This window comes from uncultured Polaribacter sp. (assembly GCF_947500975.1).
Classification (GTDB): Bacteria; Bacteroidota; Bacteroidia; order Flavobacteriales; family Flavobacteriaceae; genus Polaribacter.
In genome coordinates this window covers 257120-278514 of the sequence record NZ_CANMUE010000002.1, presented here as the reverse complement: position 1 = coordinate 278514, position 21395 = coordinate 257120, and the positions used below count along the sequence as shown (strand labels likewise).

The 21395-nt window shown below is 27.0% G+C and carries 23 protein-coding genes and 2 tRNA genes; 13 read left to right on the top strand and 12 right to left on the bottom strand.

Going from position 1 to position 21395, the window contains the following annotated elements; all coding sequences use genetic code 11:
- The first annotated feature begins 10 nt into the window (after positions 1–10).
- Entirely contained in the window at positions 11–958 is a 948-nt protein-coding gene (locus Q0733_RS03280) for a lipid A deacylase LpxR family protein (protein ID WP_298778914.1), read from the top strand.
- 65 nt (positions 959–1023) lie between these two features.
- Here Q0733_RS03280 and Q0733_RS03275 read toward each other — a convergent pair whose 3' ends face one another.
- On the bottom strand, positions 1024–2448 hold the full coding sequence (locus Q0733_RS03275; RefSeq protein ID WP_298778912.1) for an ATP-dependent RecD-like DNA helicase: 1425 nt from the start codon (positions 2446–2448) through the stop codon (positions 1024–1026).
- A 103-nt stretch (positions 2449–2551) separates the two neighbouring features.
- Between Q0733_RS03275 and Q0733_RS03270 the strand changes: the two genes are divergently transcribed.
- Genes Q0733_RS03270 through Q0733_RS03260 form a run of 3 tightly spaced genes read left to right on the top strand, consistent with a single transcriptional unit; the run spans position 2552 to position 4639 of the window.
- Complete coding sequence (locus Q0733_RS03270; RefSeq protein WP_298778909.1) at positions 2552–3286, top strand: hypothetical protein; 735 nt, start codon at positions 2552–2554, stop codon at positions 3284–3286.
- On the top strand, positions 3255–4091 hold the full coding sequence (locus Q0733_RS03265) for a DUF3822 family protein (RefSeq protein ID WP_298778907.1): 837 nt from the start codon (positions 3255–3257) through the stop codon (positions 4089–4091). Before Q0733_RS03270 ends, Q0733_RS03265 begins: the two co-directional genes overlap by 32 nt.
- Positions 4088–4639: an RsmD family RNA methyltransferase gene (locus Q0733_RS03260; RefSeq protein ID WP_298778905.1), complete on the top strand. Its 552-nt coding sequence runs from the start codon at positions 4088–4090 to the stop codon at positions 4637–4639. The genes Q0733_RS03265 and Q0733_RS03260 overlap by 4 nt, the downstream gene beginning before the upstream one ends.
- Before the next feature lie 7 nt (positions 4640–4646).
- Here Q0733_RS03260 and Q0733_RS03255 read toward each other — a convergent pair whose 3' ends face one another.
- The 5 genes from Q0733_RS03255 to Q0733_RS03235 are packed head-to-tail and all read right to left on the bottom strand — an operon-like array spanning position 4647 to position 9717.
- Positions 4647–5600: a MoxR family ATPase gene (locus Q0733_RS03255; protein WP_298778903.1), complete on the bottom strand. Its 954-nt coding sequence runs from the start codon at positions 5598–5600 to the stop codon at positions 4647–4649.
- Positions 5600–6982 (bottom strand): peptidylprolyl isomerase, encoded by a 1383-nt coding sequence (locus Q0733_RS03250; RefSeq protein WP_298778901.1) that lies wholly within the window; start codon positions 6980–6982, stop codon positions 5600–5602. Before Q0733_RS03250 ends, Q0733_RS03255 begins: the two co-directional genes overlap by 1 nt.
- A complete protein-coding gene (locus Q0733_RS03245; RefSeq protein WP_298778899.1) occupies positions 6948–7796 on the bottom strand; it encodes a hypothetical protein in 849 nt (282 codons plus the stop codon). The genes Q0733_RS03250 and Q0733_RS03245 overlap by 35 nt, the downstream gene beginning before the upstream one ends.
- Complete coding sequence (locus tag Q0733_RS03240; RefSeq protein ID WP_298778897.1) at positions 7796–9430, bottom strand: peptidylprolyl isomerase; 1635 nt, start codon at positions 9428–9430, stop codon at positions 7796–7798. The genes Q0733_RS03245 and Q0733_RS03240 overlap by 1 nt, the downstream gene beginning before the upstream one ends.
- Positions 9431–9435: 5 nt before the next feature.
- The gene (locus Q0733_RS03235; RefSeq protein WP_298778895.1) at positions 9436–9717 is read right to left on the bottom strand and encodes a DUF493 family protein; all 282 of its coding nucleotides are present in this window, start codon (positions 9715–9717) and stop codon (positions 9436–9438) included.
- A gap of 142 nt (positions 9718–9859) precedes the next feature.
- Here Q0733_RS03235 and Q0733_RS03230 point away from each other — a divergent pair, with 142 nt between their 5' ends.
- The 5 genes from Q0733_RS03230 to Q0733_RS03210 all read left to right on the top strand — a co-directional run bounded on the left by Q0733_RS03230 (position 9860) and on the right by Q0733_RS03210 (position 14345).
- Positions 9860–10411 (top strand): ATP-binding protein, encoded by a 552-nt coding sequence (locus Q0733_RS03230; RefSeq protein WP_298778894.1) that lies wholly within the window; start codon positions 9860–9862, stop codon positions 10409–10411.
- A complete protein-coding gene (locus Q0733_RS03225) occupies positions 10408–12297 on the top strand; it encodes an ATP-dependent DNA helicase RecQ (RefSeq protein ID WP_298778891.1) in 1890 nt (629 codons plus the stop codon). The genes Q0733_RS03230 and Q0733_RS03225 overlap by 4 nt, the downstream gene beginning before the upstream one ends.
- 5 nt (positions 12298–12302) lie before the next feature.
- A complete protein-coding gene (gene fmt, locus Q0733_RS03220; protein WP_298778889.1) occupies positions 12303–13247 on the top strand; it encodes a methionyl-tRNA formyltransferase in 945 nt (314 codons plus the stop codon).
- 189 nt (positions 13248–13436) lie between these two features.
- Positions 13437–13709 (top strand): HU family DNA-binding protein, encoded by a 273-nt coding sequence (locus Q0733_RS03215; RefSeq protein ID WP_298778886.1) that lies wholly within the window; start codon positions 13437–13439, stop codon positions 13707–13709.
- Between the two features lie 78 nt (positions 13710–13787).
- Complete coding sequence (locus Q0733_RS03210; RefSeq protein WP_298778883.1) at positions 13788–14345, top strand: YqgE/AlgH family protein; 558 nt, start codon at positions 13788–13790, stop codon at positions 14343–14345.
- On the opposite strand, the gene Q0733_RS03205 is transcribed toward Q0733_RS03210, so the two are convergent.
- Together Q0733_RS03205 and Q0733_RS03200 are read right to left on the bottom strand one after the other, a co-directional pair.
- A complete protein-coding gene (locus Q0733_RS03205; protein ID WP_298778881.1) occupies positions 14342–15175 on the bottom strand; it encodes an aminotransferase class IV in 834 nt (277 codons plus the stop codon). The two genes, Q0733_RS03210 and Q0733_RS03205, sit on opposite strands and share 4 nt — an antisense overlap.
- 102 nt (positions 15176–15277) lie before the next feature.
- Positions 15278–15658 (bottom strand): START-like domain-containing protein, encoded by a 381-nt coding sequence (locus tag Q0733_RS03200; RefSeq protein ID WP_298778879.1) that lies wholly within the window; start codon positions 15656–15658, stop codon positions 15278–15280.
- Between the two features lie 112 nt (positions 15659–15770).
- Between Q0733_RS03200 and Q0733_RS03195 the strand changes: the two genes are divergently transcribed.
- A tRNA-Met gene (locus tag Q0733_RS03195) sits at positions 15771–15844 on the top strand.
- A 32-nt stretch (positions 15845–15876) separates the two neighbouring features.
- On the opposite strand, the gene Q0733_RS03190 is transcribed toward Q0733_RS03195, so the two are convergent.
- Complete coding sequence (locus tag Q0733_RS03190) at positions 15877–16767, bottom strand: MBL fold metallo-hydrolase (protein WP_298778876.1); 891 nt, start codon at positions 16765–16767, stop codon at positions 15877–15879.
- 62 nt (positions 16768–16829) lie between these two features.
- Here Q0733_RS03190 and Q0733_RS03185 point away from each other — a divergent pair, with 62 nt between their 5' ends.
- Positions 16830–17276: a GNAT family N-acetyltransferase gene (locus Q0733_RS03185; protein WP_298778874.1), complete on the top strand. Its 447-nt coding sequence runs from the start codon at positions 16830–16832 to the stop codon at positions 17274–17276.
- Between the two features lie 62 nt (positions 17277–17338).
- Positions 17339–17411 (top strand) — tRNA-Gly (locus Q0733_RS03180).
- A 38-nt stretch (positions 17412–17449) separates the two neighbouring features.
- On the opposite strand, the gene Q0733_RS03175 is transcribed toward Q0733_RS03180, so the two are convergent.
- Positions 17450–18103: a rhomboid family intramembrane serine protease gene (locus Q0733_RS03175; protein WP_298778871.1), complete on the bottom strand. Its 654-nt coding sequence runs from the start codon at positions 18101–18103 to the stop codon at positions 17450–17452.
- Between the two features lie 81 nt (positions 18104–18184).
- On the opposite strand from Q0733_RS03175, the gene Q0733_RS03170 reads away from it, so the two are divergent.
- Positions 18185–19108 carry a lysophospholipid acyltransferase family protein gene (locus tag Q0733_RS03170; protein WP_298778868.1) on the top strand — a complete coding sequence of 308 codons (924 nt, stop codon included), beginning with the start codon at positions 18185–18187 and terminating at the stop codon, positions 19106–19108.
- Here the strand turns inward: Q0733_RS03170 and Q0733_RS03165 are convergent.
- Complete coding sequence (locus Q0733_RS03165; protein ID WP_298778866.1) at positions 19086–20552, bottom strand: aminotransferase class V-fold PLP-dependent enzyme; 1467 nt, start codon at positions 20550–20552, stop codon at positions 19086–19088. The genes Q0733_RS03170 and Q0733_RS03165 overlap by 23 nt on opposite strands.
- The gene (locus Q0733_RS03160) at positions 20549–21391 is read right to left on the bottom strand and encodes a hypothetical protein (RefSeq protein WP_298778864.1); all 843 of its coding nucleotides are present in this window, start codon (positions 21389–21391) and stop codon (positions 20549–20551) included. Before Q0733_RS03160 ends, Q0733_RS03165 begins: the two co-directional genes overlap by 4 nt.
- Positions 21392–21395: the final 4 nt, after the last annotated feature.

The window sequence follows — 21395 nt, the reverse complement described above, 5'->3', positions numbered from 1 at the left end:
TTTGTCAGTAATGAAAAATATAATATTAGTCTTATTTATCTTCTTTTCTTGCCTCATATTTTCACAAGAAAAATTCTCAAAAGAAATTAGTTTACTAACGGACAACGACTTATACGTTTCATCTGCAAAAGATAGATATTACACAAGTGGTATTTACCTTAAATACAGTTATCTTACTAAGCATAACAACAATTTAGATAAAAAAATTTTTGAATGGCAAATTGGACATAAAATGTACACACCCTATAAAGCCGTTGTACTATCCCTAAATGAACATGACAGACCTTTTGCCGGATATTTGTATGGAAGTTTTGGGATTAATAGAATTTATAAAACCAGTAAAAACCTAAAAACAACATTACAAATTGGCACAATTGGAAGTAATGCTTTTGGTAAAGAATTACAAGATTTTATTCATAACATCTATAGTTTTAGCAAAGCAATTGGTTGGGAATATCAAATAAAAAACGCCTTTGGGTTAAATTTTAACACTGAATTTAATAGTTCTTTATTAAAAGAAAATAATAATAATTTTGATATTACTTGGATGAATGCTGCCCAAATTGGTACTGTTTTCACAAATATATCATCAGGGTTTTATACTCGAATTGGTTTAAAACCACTTCAAAAACTAATGAATTCAATTGCATTTAACACACATTTAAACAATAACAAAACCCAATATAAAAAAGAAACAGAATCTTTTATTTATCTAAAAACTTTAGTTGCTTATAATTTATATGATGCAACTATTCAAGGTAGTTTTTTAAATAAGAATAGCTTGGTTACAAAAGAGCTCATTCCTTTAGTTTTTAATTTAGAATTGGGTATAAAATTTACCGCAAACAAATTTAATTTTGGATATTCTTATCTTTACAACACTAATAAAAGTAAAGATTTAAGATATAATAAAGGAAATAGTTACGGATCAATTGCCATCAACTATCTTTTAAAATAAAGGTAGATACTTTTATTATAAACCTCATAAATTTAATCTTTCTTACTTAGTATTTTAGTGTAAATTTACTCATCAAAAAAATCTTCTTTAAACCCAATTAAATACAATTTTTCTTGCGCTCTTGTAATTGCTGTGTATAACCATCTATAATATTCTTTAGACACTCCCTCTGGCAAATATGGTTGTTCTATGAAAACATTTTTCCATTGACCTCCTTGAGATTTATGACAAGTCATCGCATAAGAAAACTTTATTTGCAAAGCATTAAAGTATTTATTTTTTTTTATCGCTAAAAACTGTTTGTATTTAGATTTTTCATGAGCATAGTCTTCTTTTACCGCTTCATATAATTTACTTGATTCTTCATAAGTTAAAGATGGGCTTTCACTTGTTAGTGTATCTAACAATAATACAGTTTCAAAAGGCTGCATATTTGGGTAATCAATCATTCTTAACTCTACTTCGGCAAACTTAAACCCATACAACTCTTTAATTGAAAATATTTTTAAAACCTCGCAAATATCACCATTTGCAATAAAGCCAGCGGTAGAATTTTCTTGCAACCAATAATAGTTATTCTTAACAATCATCACAAAATCTCCTGCAGAAATTTCATTTTCTTGACCACGAATTTGCATTCTTATTTGCTGATTATATTGATTAGCTCTTTTATTTGAACGAACAATAAATGCAGTATCTTCTACACCAATATTATCATATGCAGAAACCAAAGCATCTTCAATATCATAACCATCTATTAATTTTATTACATCAGGAAAACCCAATTGAAACTGAAAATTTGTAGCATCATTTTGAATAGAAAACCTAAGTTGAGTAGCATTTGCTAAAATTCCAGAGCCTTCATGTTGACGCATTACTTCATCTAATTCAATTTCTGTTACTTCTTTTTGATAATCGTATTTTAACACATCTGCATCTAAAGCAGGACTTACAGATATCTTAACTGGAGGCAACTGAGCTGTATCTCCAATAAAAATTAATTTACAATTAACACCCGAATACACATAATTTATTAAATCATTTAACAAAGAACCTGTTTCTAAAAATTTTTGGTTCTGTCTGCTATCAGGAATCATCGATGCTTCATCAATAATAAAAATGGTGTTTTTATGCTTATTGGGCTGTAAAACAAAATCTACTGAACCATTGGTTTGTTTTTTGGGAAAATATATTTTTTTATGAATTGTAAACGCTGGTCTTTTTGAGTAAACTGAAATTACTTTAGCTGCTCTTCCTGTTGGAGCTAACAAAATTGATTTTCTATCTGCTAGTTTTAACGAGTTTACAAAAGTACTTATAGTAGTTGTTTTACCAGTACCAGCATATCCTTTTAACAAAAACATTGCATGTTTATCGTCATCAAAAATAAAAGTGCTCAACAAATTTAATAGCTGACCTTGTTTATTTGTAGGCGTATAAGGAAACTTCTTTAGTAGTTCTTTATAAAATTCAGAAGGTATTTTTATCATAAAAAATAATATGCATCAAAGATACATTTCTTTGTAAAGAAAAATTTTTATCATAAAAAAAAAATTGTAGATTTGCGATTATACTATTAAAAACTAAATTAATATGAGTTTATTACTAATGATTTTAGGAGCGGTAATTGTTGCTGTTCTTGTAGCTATAGCTATAGTTAAATTTTTACCTTTAAAATTAAGATGGATTCCTTCTATTTTATTATTGATTTTAGCCATATTTCTTGGTATAAAAATTTATGATGGAATTATGGAGCCAATCAAATTTAACAAAGAAAAAGTTGGAAAATTTGCAGTTGTTATAAACAACTTAAAAATTATTAGAGATGCTGAAATTAAACACTACGAAGTTTATGGTAATTACACCAGTAATAAAGATGGATTAATTAGATTTATTGATACAGCTAAATTAGCTTTAACAGAAACTAAAACTATTGTTGAAAAAGAAAACAAAGGTGGTGGTGTAATTGTTGATGTAGAAAAAAGAGTTACTGATACAATTGGTTTTGAACCTGTATTAAAATATTTTAAAGATTTAGATTACAAAAACATGTTTAAAGTACCAGGTGTTGAGGGTACAGAATTTGAAATTGAAACTGGTACTGTTGAAAAAGTACAAGGTTTAGTTGTACCTACTTTTAGAGCAAGAACCCCTAAAGCAGGTATTTTAAAAGGAATGAATGTTTCTTTATTAAAACAAGAATTAGAAGCTGTTGAATCTGATCAAATTAAAGGAGAATATGTTTCTGTAGGTTCTTTAGAAGAAGTTTCTACTGGTGGTAACTGGCCTCCAAAATATGATAAAAAAGAAGGTGCAAAAGAAGAATAGCAAAACCTCTTTAGAGAAAACAAAAGATATTGAATTATCCATCCAATTTAGTTTGGGTGGATTTTCTTTTTGTGTTACAAATTCAATCACAAAAGAAGATTTATTTTTTTCAGAATATTGTTTTAATAAACCACTAAAAACACCTAATGATTTATTAACTCAAATTGAAACCATATTTAAAGAAGACACTAATTTACAGTTACAATATTCAAAGATTTTAGTAATTCATCAAAACAACTTATCTGCCTTAGTACCAGAAAAATACTTTAAAGAAGAAGCCATAAAGTCATATCTAAATTTTAATTTAAAAACATTAAAATCAGATTTCTTTACTTATGATGATTTACCAACTTTACACATAAAAAACATTTATATTCCTTACGTAAATATAAATAATTACCTTTTTCAAAATTTTGGCGAATTTGATTACAAACACTACAGTACGATTCTTTTAGAAAAACTTTGCAAAATAGAACATACAGATGAAAATACAATGTATGTTAATTTAGCAAACAATAGTTTTCACATAGTTGTTTTTAATCATAAAAAGTTAATTTTTTCTAATTCTTTTGACTTTGAAACAAAAGAAGATTTTCTTTATTATCTTTTATTTACCGCAGAACAATTGGCACTAAATACAGAAAAAATTCATTTATATCTATTAGGTGATATAAAAAAAGATTCTAAACTCTACAATGAAATTTATACATATATAAAAAATGTATATTTTTTAGAAAGTAAAAACCCAATTTTTAACGATTTAGATATATCTAAACACTCAAATTATATTTTATTAGGCTTATGAGAATAATCTCTGGAAAACTAAAAGGAAGGCGCTTAAAAGCTCCTAAAAACCTTCCCGTTAGACCCACTACAGATATGGCAAAAGAGGGTTTATTTAATATTTTAAACAACCTGTATTACTTTGATGCCATATCGGTAATTGATTTATTTTCTGGTACAGGAAACATTAGTTATGAGTTTGCTTCTAGAGGAACAGAAAGTGTTTATGCTATTGATGCAAATTACAATTGTATAAAATATATTCAAAATACAGCTGAAGAGTTAGATTTAAACATTAACACTTTTAAAAGCGATGTTTATAAATTTCTACAAAAAACATCTATAAATGCCGATGTAATTTTTGCAGATCCACCTTACGACTTTACAACTGAAAAATTTTTAGAAATTGCCGATACAATTTTTGATAAGAAATTATTAGATGAAGAAGGTGTTTTAATTATTGAACACTCAAAACATACAGATTTATCTGTACATAAAAACCACACCTACGATAAAAGATATGGTGGAAATGTATTTAGTTTTTTTAAATATCCTTCAGAAGAAGAATAAATAACAATTATAAAAGTGAATTTATAATATCAGAAATAGAAACTCCTTCTGCTTCTGCTTTATAATTTTTTACAATTCTGTGAGATAAAATAGGAATAGAAACAGCTTTTACATCTTCAATATCCGGAGAATATTTTCCTTGAACAGCAGCATACGCTTTTGCTGCTAAAATTAAGTTTTGTGATGCTCTAGGCCCTGCACCCCAATCTAAATAATTTTTTACCATTTGTGTTGCTTCCTCAGATTTAGGTCTTGTTTTACCAACTAAAGCAACCGCATATTCTATTACATTATCTGTAACAGGTATTTTTCTAATCAGTTTTTGAGCTTCAATAATTTCATCAGCCGAAAAAATAGACGAAACTTTTTTAAGAACGTTACTTGTTGTATTTTTTACAACTTCTACTTCTTCTTTAAAAGTAGGATATTGTAAATTAATTGAAAACATAAATCTATCCAATTGTGCTTCTGGTAAAGGATATGTACCTTCTTGCTCAATTGGGTTTTGAGTTGCCAAAACAAAAAATGGTAATTCTAATTTATAATGATTACCAGAAACAGTAACTGTACGTTCTTGCATTGCTTCTAATAAAGCTGCCTGTGTTTTTGGTGGAGTTCTATTTATTTCATCCGCTAAAATAATATTCGAAAAAATGGGACCTTTTATAAATTTAAACTGTCTATTTTCATCTAAAATTTCACTCCCTAAAATATCTGAAGGCATTAAATCTGGTGTAAATTGAATTCTTTTAAAGTTCAATCCTAAAGCTTCAGAAACTGTATTAACTAATAAAGTTTTTGCTAATCCTGGAACACCTATTAAAAGTGAGTGACCACCACAAAATATAGATAATAGGGTGAAATTTACAGCTTCTTGCTGACCAATAATAATTTTACCTATTTCCGATTTTAATGAATTATACTTTACTACTAATTCATTTACAGCTTTTACGTCAGACATTATTTACCAGTTTCTTTTTTCCAATTTTTATTAAACTTACACTTTGTATGCTCTTCAGATAATTTTATATAAGTGTCTTTAATTTTTTCTTTAGACCATTTAGTTATAGTTTCTTCCTTCTTTTTCCTTAAAGCTAATTCCTGTATTTTAACATAGTCTTCTACCAAATCTGCTGTATGCGTATCAGTTCTATCCCTCATGTACAAAAATTTATACATTTTCTCACCACCTTCAGCTTGATCAAAATAAGCCTCTGTTAACTCACCTTTTTTAAGATCATTAACTCTAGCATATAATGCTGGATCCATTCTTGTAAGGTCAAATTTAGACTCACCTGTATAAGAATTAATAATTAAACCACCATTATTTTTTGTATCACTATCTTCAGAGTACTTTTTTACAGCATCAACAAAAGTAATAGTACCATCTTTAATTTCCTTAATTATCTTTTCTGCAGTTTCTTTAGATTTCATTAATTCTTCATCAGAAATTTTTGGCTGCATTAAAATGTGAGATGCCACCCTTGTATTACCTTTAATTTCGTGCAACTGCATTAAATGATAACCAAATTGAGATTTAAATGGGTTTGAAACTTGACCAACATCTAAACTAAAAGCCATTTCTTTAAATTCTTTAATAAATGGAGACTCTTTAGTAATGGTGTATTGCCCACCATTTTTAGTAACTCCCGGATCATTAGAATTAATAATTGCTTTCATTTTAAAACTAGCTCCTTCTTCTATTTCTACTTTAAGCTCTTTTAATTTATTTAAAACCCTTTCAGTTTCTTCTTTAGTTGGCTCAGCATTAATAACTATTTGAGCAATTTCAATTTCTGCTGGAAACTCAGGTAACTCATTTTTTTCTTTTAATCCATTAAAATACAAACGAACTTCCTCTGGAGTAACATCAATTTTTTCTGTAATATTTTGTTGTTCTTTCTCTATTAAAGCATTTTCTTTTTGAACACCATGTAATTCTTTTTTAAAGTCATCTAAATCATTAAACCCATAAACGCTAATTGCTTTATCTACACTACCATATTGTTGTGTAAAATACTGAACACTTCTATCAACTCTACTAGAAATTTCGGCATCAGAAACGGTAAGACTATCAATTACAGCATGATGTGCTAATAATTTTTGCTGCATTAATTCTTCTAACATTTCACAATCAGAAATTTCTATTTTCCCTTCTGATCTTACTGCTACTTCTTGTTTAAATTTTTGAATATCAGAATCTAAAACAATGTTTTTTCCAATAACTACAGTTACACCATCAATTTTTACTCTTTGAGCAACTGTAGGCATAATTATTAAACCCAAAAACACTAATAAAACAGTATTTTTAAAATATTTTGAAATTGTTATTTTTTGTGGCATCTTGTACTAATATTTTTTCTATTTCTCTTATTAATTCAATTTTACGTTTATGTAAAATCATTTGCTTTATTGTAGGTTTTATATAATTCAAGGGTGCTAAATCATTTCTTACTAAAACGTCTTTTATAGCCACCAAATATAAACCTATTGAGTCTTGTTTTTGAAGTAATTTTGTTTTTTTTAACAGAATATCCTTTGAAAAAGGAAGTTTTAACAAAACGTTATCTAATTTAGTCCAAATTGAATCGTTAAATTGAAAATTTTTGAAACTTAATTGCTTTTTTTCTAAAGCCTCTAAATCTTCAATTTTATCGGATTTAAAAAGTTCTACAAACTCTTTTTCATTAATAATTCTGTTATCAAAATGTAAGTATTTAATTCTTACTAACTCTTCATTTAATTTAAAATTATTACCGTTTTTTGAATAAAAATCTTCAATTTCTTTTTCATTAATAACTGTATCTAACTGTTGTTTTATTAACAATTCTTTATAATTATTAATTAACAAACTCTCTTCATAATCTTTTACAAGTTTTGTAATTTCATCAACATCTTTTTGGGTGTTATTATTTTCTGCTTTTTGCAATAATAGTTGTTTTATAGCCCAATCATTTATATAACTTCTTACCAAAACAATACTATCTTCTTTACTAATATTTTTTGGTAAAACACTTTTTATTTCTATAACAAATAACTTCTCAGTATTTACTATAGCAGCAATTTCTGGTAATAAATCCTCATCATCTTGCACTTTAATATAATTACAAGAAGTAAGAAAAATCAATAAAAACAAATAGCTATATTTTCTAATCATTATTGTTTTTTATAATATTCTATCAAATTATTAAGTTGTTTTTTGTTTACATTAACAACACTTTTTCTTTTTAAATCAGCAATCCAGCTTTTCTCTAAATGGTTTTGGTAATCACTCATTACCATACCTTTTATTTTTTCAAGTTCTTTAGAGGTATATTTCTCTGCATTTGCATCAAAATAGTTTTTTAATCCAATTGAATCTTTAGCTGATTTATTCCATATTTTTTGTTGCATCAACTCAAACAACAATAAACCATCTTCATATTCTTTTAAAATATTAGCGTATTCAGGTTCTGTATTCACTAAATTTTCTTTATAATATTTTAAAATTTCTGTGTCTTTAAATTTTTCATAAAGTTTAAAAACAGGATTATTTTTCTTGTATTTGATAGAGTTTACAAATTCTTCTTGAGAAATTTTCTTATCATTAATAATTAAAATAATTTCTTGTAAAGAATCTTTTGATATCTCTCTAATATCTTTTCTGTCAAAAACTTTCTTTGCATCACTATTCTCAAAAATTTGATATTTTGATTTTAACTTATCAATCACTGCTTTTTCTGATAATTGTGATAAAGAACTTCTTTTAATTTTAGAGGTCAATTCATCTTTAGATTCCTCAAAAGACTTTATTGGATGTTTTTTTATTAATTTAACAATATGCCAGCCAAAACGAGTTTTAAAGGGCATTGAGTAATCGTCTATGTTTTTTAAACTAAAAGCAGCATCTTCAAATGGTTTTACCATTAAACCTTTGCCAAATTTGTTAAGCTTCCCTCCTTTTGATTTAGTTCCATTATCATTAGAGTATTCAAAAGCTAAATCTTTAAACTGCTCACCATCAACTAGTTTTTTATATACTTCATTTGCTTTTTCTTTACCTTTAATTGATACATCTGCAATTAAAATATGTGCAACTTCAACCTCTCCCTGTGATTGCCTTAAACTATCAACTTGTAAAATATGATATCCATATTTGGTTTTAAACGGCATAGAAACTTCACCTATTTTGGTATTATATGCAGCGTTTTCAAAAGGATAAACCATTTTAAAGGCAGAAAAATATCCTAAATTTCCTTTATTGGCTTTTCTTCCTCTTTTAAGATCTCCTTTTGCAGAAGGATCATCGGATAACTCAACAGCAACATCTCCAAAATCTTCACCATTTATTATTCTATTTCTAGCATTAATAATTTTATTATAGGCTATTAAAGTGTCTTTTGGATCAGCATTTTGATTTAATCTAATTAAAATATGCTTTGCTTTAATTTCGTTTTTAGTTCTAAAATAAGCATCTTTTACTAACTTATCCAAGTAGGTAGTATCTTGCATATATGGTGCAGAAAGTTGATTCTTATAAGTTGCCATCTCTTTTATATAAGATGGTAAAGTATCTAACTTAATATTATAAGCTTCTTTAACTTTTAACTTATAATTTATAAAAAGATCTAAATTTTTAGAAACATCTTTTGCATCATCATTATCAATAGCGTCTAAGTTTTTTTCAAAAACCCTTTTAAATTCTGATACTTTAATTTTTTCATTATCAATAGTTAACAAAACTGCATCTTCTTTTGTTGATAAAACAGCACAAGAACTAATTAAAACCAATAGTAATAATACTTTCTTCATAATTTTTATAACGATATAATTCCTTTAATTTTTTCAGCTTTTTTATAATACTCAATCACTTTTTCTGCACTTTCTATTTTTAAAACTATAGAAACACTGATATATTTTCCTGTTTTAGACTTTTTTGTTTTAATAACCGCACCTTCATTATCAAACAAACCTTGCACTTCTTCTACTTGATTTTCATCAGTAGGTACAATAAACTTATACAAATAATCCGCAGGAAACTTGGTTGTGTCTTCTAATTGTGCTTTTAATTTAGTATAAAAAGCCTTTTTATCACTCATAATTTTACGCTTCTTTTTTATTTATTAAAAAATCGAAAGACACAAAATTACATTAAAAATTAGTTTTTTAAAGCGAATCATTTATTTTTGTGTTACGCTCTTTAAAAGAGAAACCTAATATCAAGAATTTAAAAGCATAAATTTGCAAAAAAATCAACAAAAAATAGTTTTAATTGGTGGTCCTGGAACCGGAAAAACTACGATTTTAAACGAATTAAAAAGAAGAAAATATTTTTGTTTTGATGAAGTTTCTAGAGAGGTAATTTTAAAGGCGCAAAAAAAAGGCATTGAGCAACTTTTTTTAACGGAACCTCTTTTATTTAGCGAAATGCTTTTAGAGGGAAGAGAAAAACAATTTTTAGATGCTGAAAAAAATGATCATGAAATTGTTTTTTTTGACAGAGGCATTCCTGATGTTCATGCCTACATGAATTATTTTAAAACAAAATACCCGCCTTTATTTTTAAATAAAAGTAAACAATACAAATACGATCTTATTTTTCATTTTTCTCCTTGGGAAAAAATACATACTACTGACAATGAACGCTATGAAACTTTTGAAGAATCTATTAAAATTGATAAATATTTATTAGAGGCATACAATTATTTGAATTATAAAATCATAAATGTACCCTTTGGTACTACTAAAGAAAGAACAGATTTTATTATTAATTCGCTTTCTTGCGAATTATGATTTTACCAAATCAAATACTAAAAAATTACTGGAATTTTCTTGAGTTTAGAGAACCTCAAGAAGAAATTATTAATGCAGTTTTACAACAAAAAGATGTAATTGCCTTACTACCAACTGGAGGAGGAAAATCTATCTGTTTTCAAGTACCCGCTTTAATTAAAGACGGAGTTTGTATTGTTATTTCTCCATTAATTGCTTTGATGAATGATCAGGTGCAAAACTTAAAAGAGCGAAATATAAAAGCTGCTACTATAAAATCTGGATCTACTCAAGATGAAATAATTACCCTTTTTGACAACATCAAATTTGGGAATTACAAATTTCTTTACATTTCACCAGAAAGATTACAATCAACATTTATTCAACAAAAAATAAAGGAATTAAACGTTTCATTTATTGCTATTGATGAAGCACATTGTATTTCTGAATGGGGCAATGATTTTAGACCAACTTATAGAAGTATTAAAGTTTTAAGAGAACTAAAACCTGAAACTAATTTTATAGCATTAACAGCAACAGCAAACAAAAAAGTTTTAGATGATATTGCAAAAAGTTTAGAATTAAAAAATCAAATGATTTTTAAGAAATCATTTACAAGAAAAAATTTAGCATATCAGGTTTTTAATGTTGAGGATAAATTATTACGATTAGAACAAATATTTACCAAAACAAAAACACCAGCAATTGTTTATGTAAACACTAGAAAAAAAACGGAAGAAATTAGCAATTATTTAAATGCTAAAAATTTTAAAAGTTGTTTTTATCACGGAGGATTAACTTATTTAGAAAAGCAAACTTCTTTTAAAAATTGGATGTCAGAAAGCACTCCTATAATTGTTGCAACAAATGCTTTTGGAATGGGAATTGATAAATCTAACGTAGGAATTGTTGTTCATTTTAACCTACCTTTTAGCATAGAAAATTACATTCAAGAATCTGGTAGAGCAGGTAGAAATCAAAATAGATCTTTTGCCGTTTTACTAAAAAACGAAAACGACATTTCAAATTATATTGAACTTAGAAAAAAATCGATTCCAAGCATTTTGGAAGTGAAAGAAGTTCACAAAAAATTATACCAATATTTTAGAATTGCAAATGGAGAAATTAATGAAGAATTTTATAATTTTAACCTTTTAGAGTTTTCAAAAAAATATCATTTTTCATTATTTAAAGTTGATACAATATTAAAAATACTATCCAATAATGGCATTATAGAAATCACAAATACATACAATCAAAAATCAACAATAATTTTTAATACAAGCAGTAAAAATGTTATTTTACACGCCATAAGAAATATCTATATTAAAGGGTTTTTAAACTCAATACTAAGAACTTACACAGGTTTATTTGAACAAGAAGTTAAAATAGATGAATTTCTACTTGCAAAGAAAAATAACATTACCTCTAAACAAGTAATTACTAATTTAGAGCGTTTAGAACAAGAAGAAATACTTACTTACAAACGTGTAAAATCTGATTTAGAAATTAGGTTTTTAAAACCTAGAGAAGATGACAAAACCATCAACAAACATTCTAAAGAAATAAATCAATTTTTAAAACAAAAAGAAAAAAAATCTGAAGATTTTTTAGCCTACATTCAAAATAATTTAACGTGTAGAAACGTACAAATTTTAAAATATTTTGATGAAAAATCATTCAATAATTGTGGAATTTGCGATGTATGTTTAACACAAAAAAAGAAAAAATTAAGTAACATTTCACTAGAAATTTTAACTCTATTAAAACAAAAAACAACATTAACTTCTCAAGAAATAAACCAACATTTAAATGCAAATGAAAAAGACATTTTAATACATTTGCGAAAGCTTTTATCTAATGATAAAATCAAAATTAATCATCAAAATAAATACCAATTAAAATAAAATTTATGAAAGATTTACGTATCGTTTTTATGGGAACTCCAGATTTTGCCGTTACCATTTTAAAACATTTAGTGGATAATAAATATAATATAGTTGGTGTAATTACAGCACCCGATAAACCGGCTGGAAGAGGACGAAAATTAAATGAATCTGCTGTAAAAAAATATGCTTTAACAGAAAACCTAACAATACTTCAACCCAAAAATTTAAAGAATGAGGAGTTTAACGAAACTTTAAAAGATTTAAATGCCGATTTACAAATTGTAGTTGCATTTAGAATGTTACCAAAAAGTGTTTGGAAAATGCCAAAATTTGGTACTTTTAATTTACACGCTTCCCTATTACCCGAATACAGAGGAGCAGCACCAATTCATTGGGCAATTATAAACGGAGAAACTAAAACAGGGGTTACTACCTTTTTTATTGATGATAAAATTGATACTGGAGAAATCATTTTACAGCAAGAAATTGATATTCTTAAAAATGAAACTGTAGGTTCTTTACACGATAAACTAATGTTTTTAGGAGCAGATTTGGTTTCTAAAACTGTAGATCTAGTTTCATTAGGAAACATTACAACTAGTAAACAACCCGAATTGGAAGAAAAGTCTGCACCTAAACTACACAATGAAAACACAAAAATTGATTGGACAAAAAAAACATCAATTATATATAACCAAATAAGAGGTTTAAATCCATTTCCAGCAGCTTGGTGTAATATTTTAAATAATAATGAAGAAATTACCGCAAAAATATATAAAGTAAATAAGACTGAAGAAAAACATCTTTTTGAGATTGGAAAAATAATCTCCACAAAAAAAGAATTAAAAGTAGCTGTAAAAAACGGCTTTATAATTATAGATGAAATTAAACTCTCTGGAAAGAAAAAAATGGATGCTAAAAGTTTACTAAACGGTTATACTTTTTCTAAAGATTCAAAAATGCTGTAAGTCCTTTATCAATAAGGTTTTTATGAATTTCTAGAAAAAACACAAACCTTTATTAACAATTTACATGCATTTATCAACAAAACAAGTTTTTTTTAAGAGCAAAATTTGCGTAAACCCTTAATCCGTCTATATTTGTAGAGCTTTATAGCACAAAAAAATATTATTAAATAATTTAAAAAACAATTCATTATGAACAAGTCTGATTTAATCGATGCAATGGCTGCTGATGCAGGAATCTCTAAAGTAGCTGCTAAAGCAGCATTAGAGTCTTTTACTGGTAATGTAACTTCTGCTTTAAAAGGAGGTAACAAAGTTGCTTTAGTAGGTTTTGGAACTTTTTCAGTTTCTAACAGAGCTGCTAGACAAGGGAGAAATCCTCAAACTGGTAAAACTATCCAAATTGCTGCTAAAAACGTAGCAAAATTCAAAGCTGGAGCTGGATTAAGTGAAGCTGTAAACTAAAACATTAAGTTTTAAGTTATAAAAAAACCCTCTTAAAAAGAGGGTTTTTTTTATGATTTTATTTTTATATATTTACCTATGTCACATTTAAAACCACTTAAAGGCAGATTACTAATTGCTGAGCCTTCGATTTTAAATGATAGCTCTTTTAACAGAGCAATTATTTTAATTACAGAGTTTACTGCAATAAATTCTGTTGGTTTTATTCTTAATAGACCTTTAAATTATACTATTAATGACTTATTACCCGATATAACATGTGATTTTAATATTTATCAAGGCGGACCTGTAGAACAAGATAATTTATATTTTGTTCATAAAATTCCTGATTTAATACCAGAAAGTATAAAAATTGATGAAGGTATTTATTGGGGTGGAACTTTTGAAGTTTTAAAACACTTGTTAAATGAAGGATTAATTGCAAAAGATGAAATTCGTTTTTTTCTTGGATATTCTGGCTGGGAAAAAGATCAACTCACAAATGAAATAAATACAAATTCTTGGTTTATTTCTGAAAATGATTTTGATAATATATTTTCTAAAGAAAATGATTCTCTTTGGAGAAATAAATTGATTCAAAAAGGCGGTAATTACAAACTATGGGCAAATGCGCCAAGTGACATAAACTTAAATTAAGAAGCCGTAATCTCTAAAACCTTTAAATTTTTAGCTAATTTATTTGAAAAATCAGCTATAAAAGTTTTCTTTTTATAAGCTGTTACTGGCTGTATACCCATAATTGCATTAGTTATAAAAACTTCATCAGCCTTTTGAATTTCAAAAGGAGAAATAGTTGTTTCTTCTATGTTATAATCTTGATTTTTAGTAATAATTTCAATCACTTTTTTTCTAACAACACCTTTTATACATCCTTCTGTTAAAGCTGGTGTTTTTACAATTTTACCTTTTATAACAAAAACATTTCCATTAGTTACTTCAACAACACCTTTGTTTTCATTTATTAAAACACAGTTATCTAAATCATTTTCATTAGCATAAATACTTGCTAAAGTATTTACAATTCTATTATTAGTTTTTATAGTTGATAATAAACCAGAATAATTATAAAAATCTTTAAATACATCAATCCGATAAATTTCTTTTGTTAGATATTTATTTTCTTTTACATCAATTAAATAATCAATTTCATTAGTTTTAGGATTATACAATCCGCCATCTTTTCTATAAACATTTAATCGAACTCGATAAGAAATTGCTTCTTTTTGAACTTTTATTGTTTTTAAAATTTCTTGCTCTAAAAATTCAAGCGTGAATTTCATTGGTATTTTCATACGCAGCATCCTCATAGAGGCCATCAACCTAAAATAATGATCTTCCCAAAAAATAACTTTATTATTGTTAACTTTTATGGTTTCAAAAATTGCATCACCATATTTAAACCCTCTGTTTTCTGGAGATAGTTTAATATTTTCTTCAAGAAGTAAATTACCATTGAAATTAATCATTCATCAAATATTTTTAGAAATGCAAAATTAATATATTTTACAAGAATTATTGCATAAAAAAACTCAGCAAATTGCTGAGTCTGGTGTAATTATTTATTGGCTTTATGCTCCAATAGTATGTTTTAATTCATCAATTTGACTCAACCAAAGTTGCTTAGCTTCTTCAACATCATCTTCATCTTCAGCAAAATCTGTTATAATTAAAGAAACATCTTTAGTAAGAGCATCTACCTGAATTTTAATTTCAAAATATCCATCATCATCAAACTCCAACCATTTAAAACGAACTCTCTCACCAGATTTTTTTGCAATTAATTCAGCTTTTTCTTCAACACCTTCCCAAACAAAACTATAAATTTTGCCTCTTGAGTTTACCTTATCCGCAAACCATTCTTGCAAATTAGAAGGAGAAGAAATATATTGATATAACATGTTAGGCGAAGCGTGAATTGACACTTCTATTTCATATTTTACTCTATCCATTTTTATAAAACTTAGGTTGACAATATAGGTATTAATTCTATATTAAAAAAAATTAAAAACACCTCTTGGTAATCTATAAAATTCAATTATATTTGCAGCCTCAAATACCAATGGCGAGGTAGCTCAGTTGGTTAGAGCGCAGGATTCATAACCCTGAGGTCACGGGTTCAAATCCCGTCTTCGCTACTAAAATCTCAAGCAATTTTGTTTGAGATTTTTTATTTATTGCTGTTTTTCAGACTTTTATAAATTGAAACTCTAATTTTCTCTTCTGTAATCCAACCGTTAAATGACTTATAATCTTCTGTTAATTTTTGATTTACTTTAACTTCTTCTAACCTTTTACCTTTATCTATTTCTTTTTGAATATTACTTCTTATAGCTTTTAACATAGCTAAATATGTTTTTAATTCTGCTTTATTAGAAATATCTCCATGACCAGGAATAACCTTTGTATCTTTATTAATTAACATTATCATTTTTTTTATTCCTTCAATATAACCATCAATACTACCTCCTGAATCTAAATCTATATATGGAAATCTTCCTTGAAAATAAGAATCACCAACATGTAACACATTATTATTAATAAAATATACTAATACATCACCATCTGTATGCGCGTTGTGAATATGAGAAACTAAGACATCATCATTATTAATATGAAAAATCATATCTTCAGAGAAAGAAATAACTGGCAGAGCTTCTTTAGGTGAAGCTTTTTTAGTTTTACCTCTAACCACCTGTTCCACACTCATTCGCTTTCTAACATTTTTATGTGCTACTATAATAGCACCTTCTTTGTACATATTTTCATTTCCACCAGTATGATCTCCATGCCAATGGGTATTAATTAAGTATTTTACAGACTTATCAGTAAGTTCTTTTATAGCTGATAAAATTTTTGGTGTTAATGAAGCAAATTGATCATCAATCATAAAAACACCATCTTCACCTATAAAGATCCCTATATTTCCTCCTTGACCTTTTAACTTATATATATGATCTGTTAATTTTATTGCTTCAATTTTAATTTTCTTTTTTTGCCCAACTACACTTATTGTAAAAACAAACAAAAAACAACACATAAAAATCTTGATATACCTCATAATCTATTAATTCTAATTTGAAATGTAATTTACAAACAATATATTTACTAAAATTATTTTTGATGAATTTAGAGATTAAAATTATCCTACAAAAAGACATACTAACAATTATTCCGTTATTAACTAAACTAAATAAAAAAACACCTTTAGGCATCTTAAAAAAACGTGTTTTAGAAATGAATAAACTACCTCACTATGAATGTATTGGTCTTTATATAGATAATAATCTCGTTGGCATAACTGGTTTATGGTATACAATAAGACACTATATTGGTAAAAGTGCAGAACCCGACCATGTTATTATTGATGAAAACCTAAGAGGAAAAAAAATTGGACAAAAGTTTTTTAATTGGATTGACAATCATGTAAAATTAAAAGGCTGTGAAGCCATAGAATTAAACACCTATGTTACTAATACTAAATCACATAAGTTTTATTATAATTTAGGATACAATATTTATGGTTTTCATTTTTTAAAAGTACTGAGAGACAACCAAGAATTTTATTAATATTTCTTAAAAAAAGTATTGCAGAACTCAAAAATGATTTTATATTTGCATCTCTTTACCATGCGAAAGTAGCTCAGTTGGTAGAGCGTCAGCCTTCCAAGCTGAATGTCGCCAGTTCGAACCTGGTCTTTCGCTCAAAAGCCTTATTATAAATAATAAGGCTTTTTTTTATTTTATATACTCTTTAATTTATCACCAAAAAACAAAAGTAAAATTATTGGGATTGCTAATAAAATTACAAAAACAGTATTTGTAGAAAATAGCTCAGGTTTTAAAATTAAAGTTAAAATAAAACCTCCCATTGCCCCACCTAAATGCGCTGCATGACCTACATTACCAACTTGCTTTTTCATTCCGTAAATTGAATATAACAAATACCCAACACCAAAAACGTAACCTGGAATTGGAATTGCAAAAAACAATAACAATTGCATATTTGGAAACACCAAAATAGAAGTATATACTATTCCTGAAACTGCACCAGATGCCCCAACAGCAGAGTAATAAGGTTCTTTTTTATGATATTGTAACGTATATAAACTACCAGCAATTAAAGAGCCAAAATAGATAATTAAAAAATTGAAAATCCCTAAAATAGACACTACAAAATCTCCAAAGACATACAAAGCATACATATTAAAACCAAGATGCATCCAATCTACATGTAAAAAACCAGAAGTTAGCATTCTAATTTTTCCATCACCTTTTATTTTACCAACTTGAAATTTGTATTTATTTAGAAAAGTATAATCATTAAAACCTTTCATTGAAAATAAAACATTAACAACAATAATTAATAAAACAACAGGATAAGCAGTATCTAACATAATACAAACATAACTAAATCTCTTTAAAATACTAATTAGTTTTAAATTAAAATAATGATATTTGCAACTTAAAACAAGCATATGCAATTTTTAGTTTTTGCCTTAACCTATCCATTTATTTGGTTGTTTTCTAGGCTACCAATGAGGGTTTTATATATTCAATCTGATGTTTTCTTTTTTTTAATTTATTATATTTTTGGGTATCGAAAAAAAGTAGTTTTTGATAATATATCTATAGCTTTTCCAGAAAAGTCTGATGAAGAAAAAAAAATCATTTCGAAAAAGTTTTTTAAACATTTAATGGATTTATTTATGGAAAGTGTAAAAGCATTTTCTATATCAGAAAAAGAAATACAAAAACGTTATACTTATAAAAATATTAACCTTTTACTAGAAATTGAAAAAACAGGTAGAGACATTGCATTAGTAGGTACACATCATGCTAATTGGGAGTGGTTAATGAGCTTACCTTTATTATTAAACAACATTAAACCTCATGCCGCGTACACTAAAATAAACAATAAATATTTTGAAAACGTACTTAAAAAATCTAGATCTAGATTTGGTGGGGTAATGTATAGAACATCTAATACTATTAAAAATATTGATTTAAATCATAAAAACAAAATACAAAGCTTGTACTGTTTATTAAGTGATCAATCTCCTCAAATTCATAAAACACATTATTGGAAAGAGTTTTTAGGTGTTAAGGTACCAATTCATACAGGAGCTGAAATGCTAACCAAAAAGTATAATCTTACTTATGTTGTTTGGACTTCAAAAAAATTAAAAAGAGGTTTTTATGAATTGGAGTTTCAACTAATAACTGACAATCCTACTACTTATAAAGATTATAATTTAACTGATAAGTATCTAGCTATTTCTGAAAAAAACATTAAACAACAACCTGAGTTTTACCTATGGTCTCATAAAAGATTTAAACATAAAGATAAATTTAACGAGTGGCAAGAATTACAAAAAACTAAACTGCAAACCAAGAACTAACCAACTCTTTCTCAATGGGTTCTACTGTTTTATGAGTGTAATCATTTTTTAAAGAATCATAGTGATAATCTTCAGACCATTTTTCAATATTTATTGTCAATTCTTTTAAAGAATTACAAACAAAGTCTAATTCTTTATTAGAAATTGTTGGGTGTAGTGACAAACGAATCCAACCTGGTTTCTGAGTATTACATCCTTCTAATATTTCATCTTTAATTCGATTAGATGTTTCTTGATCTACATTTAATAAATAATGTCCATAAGTACCTGCACAAGAACAACCTCCTCTTGTTTGAATTCCAAAACGGTCGTTTAATAATTTAACAACTAAATTAAAATGATATTTTTCAAAATAGAATGAAAAAATACTCAATCTTTCTTTATGTTTTGGTGCCAAAACTTTTATTTCTGGTAAACTCTCTAAAGTTGTAAACATTAATTTATTAATCTCACTCTCTCTTTCATGAATCTTTTTAGTATTCATTTTATCTTTTAATTGAATAGAAAGCGCAATTTTAATAGTTTGTAAAAAACCTGGTGTTCCTCCGTCTTCCCTAGTTTCTACATCATCAAAATAATCATGTTGTCCCCACGGGTTTGTGTAACTTACTGTACCACCTCCAGGATTATCTGGAATTGTATTTTTATATAATTTTTTATTAAAAATTAAAACACCAGAACTTCCTGGCCCACCTAAAAATTTATGAGGAGAAAAGAAAATAGCATCTAAATATTCTTCTTTAATTTCTGGATGCATATCAATATCAACATAAGGTGCACAACAAGCAAAATCTACAAAACACAATCCATTATATTTATGAATTAATTGTGCAACTTTATGATAATCCGTTTTTATACCTGTTACATTTGAACATGCAGTAATTGAAGCTATTTTAATTTTTCTATGCTCGTGTTTTTTTATGCATTTTTCAAAACTTTTTAAACACACTAAACCTGCATTATTACAAGGCACAACCTCAACATCAGCAATAGTTTCTAGCCAAGATGTTTGATTAGAATGATGCTCCATATGAGAAACAAATACTATAGGTCTTAAATCTTCTGGAATAGTGGTATGATCTTTTAAGTTTTCAGAAACCTTTAACCCTAAAATTCTTTGAAATTTATTAACAACACCTGTCATTCCAGAACCTGTTGTTATTAAAACATCATTTTCACTAGCATTAACATGACGCTTAATAATATTTCTAGCTTGGTGATAAGCAAGAGTCATTGCCGCACCTGAAGTAGATGTTTCAGTATGTGTATTAGCCACAAAAGGACCGAACTGATTACTAATTTTTTCTTCAAGAGGTCTATACAATCTTCCACTTGCCGTCCAATCACAATACACTAAATTCTGCTCTCCATAAGGTGAAATAAAAGTTTGATCTTTTCCAATAATATTATCTCTAAATTGACTAAAGTAAGATTCTAAATTCATTTTTTATTTTTAAGAATGTTAAACTTAGCTCCAAAAACAAATGTTTTTTCTAAGAAAGTAAAACTTTGAGATGCTTTATCTTCTTCATTAGGAGTAGTTTGTATATTAGGCATATTTATATATCCGTATTTTAAATCAGATTGAAAGAAAAAATATTTAAAAAAAGTTAAGTTCAAACCAACACCAGCAGAAATACCCCAACCAGACACTTGAAACTCATCTCTTTCTTCTTGATTAAATAATATAGCATCTGTTCTTGGATATAAAAAACCAGCACCAAAACCTTCAGTAATATTTAATTGAAAATTTTTATTATTCATACCAATCCAATGTCCAATTTCATCAAATCTTTTAACTTCAACATTTACATAATTCAAGCCATCAGTATGTTCTAATTGCAAAAAATCATGAGATAACCTAATATCATCATTATTATAAACTCCATCAAAACGAGTCCCTGCATTTATCTCTCCATTAATTTTAACTGTTTGATATCCTTCCACCACATATTTCATATGGTCTACACCTACTGAAACTGAATAATGGTCATTTAAAAAATATCCAATTCTAACATTAGTTTGAGGGTTTGTAATATTTAAAGGATTTATATAATCGTTTAAACTAAACTCAGTTGTTCTTTCATTAGCTACAACATTTTGTAAAGTAAAATTGTAATTATAACCTCTAAAACTGATATCTGAAGTAGAATAATTTGCCCTATTCCATCCCCAATAAATAAACATCTTTCCTTTATTAGAAACTTTTTCAACTTTTTCTTCCTGTGAAAACGCACCTAAAGATGTTAATACTAAAAATAAAAATAGAGATTTTTTTTTCAAAATA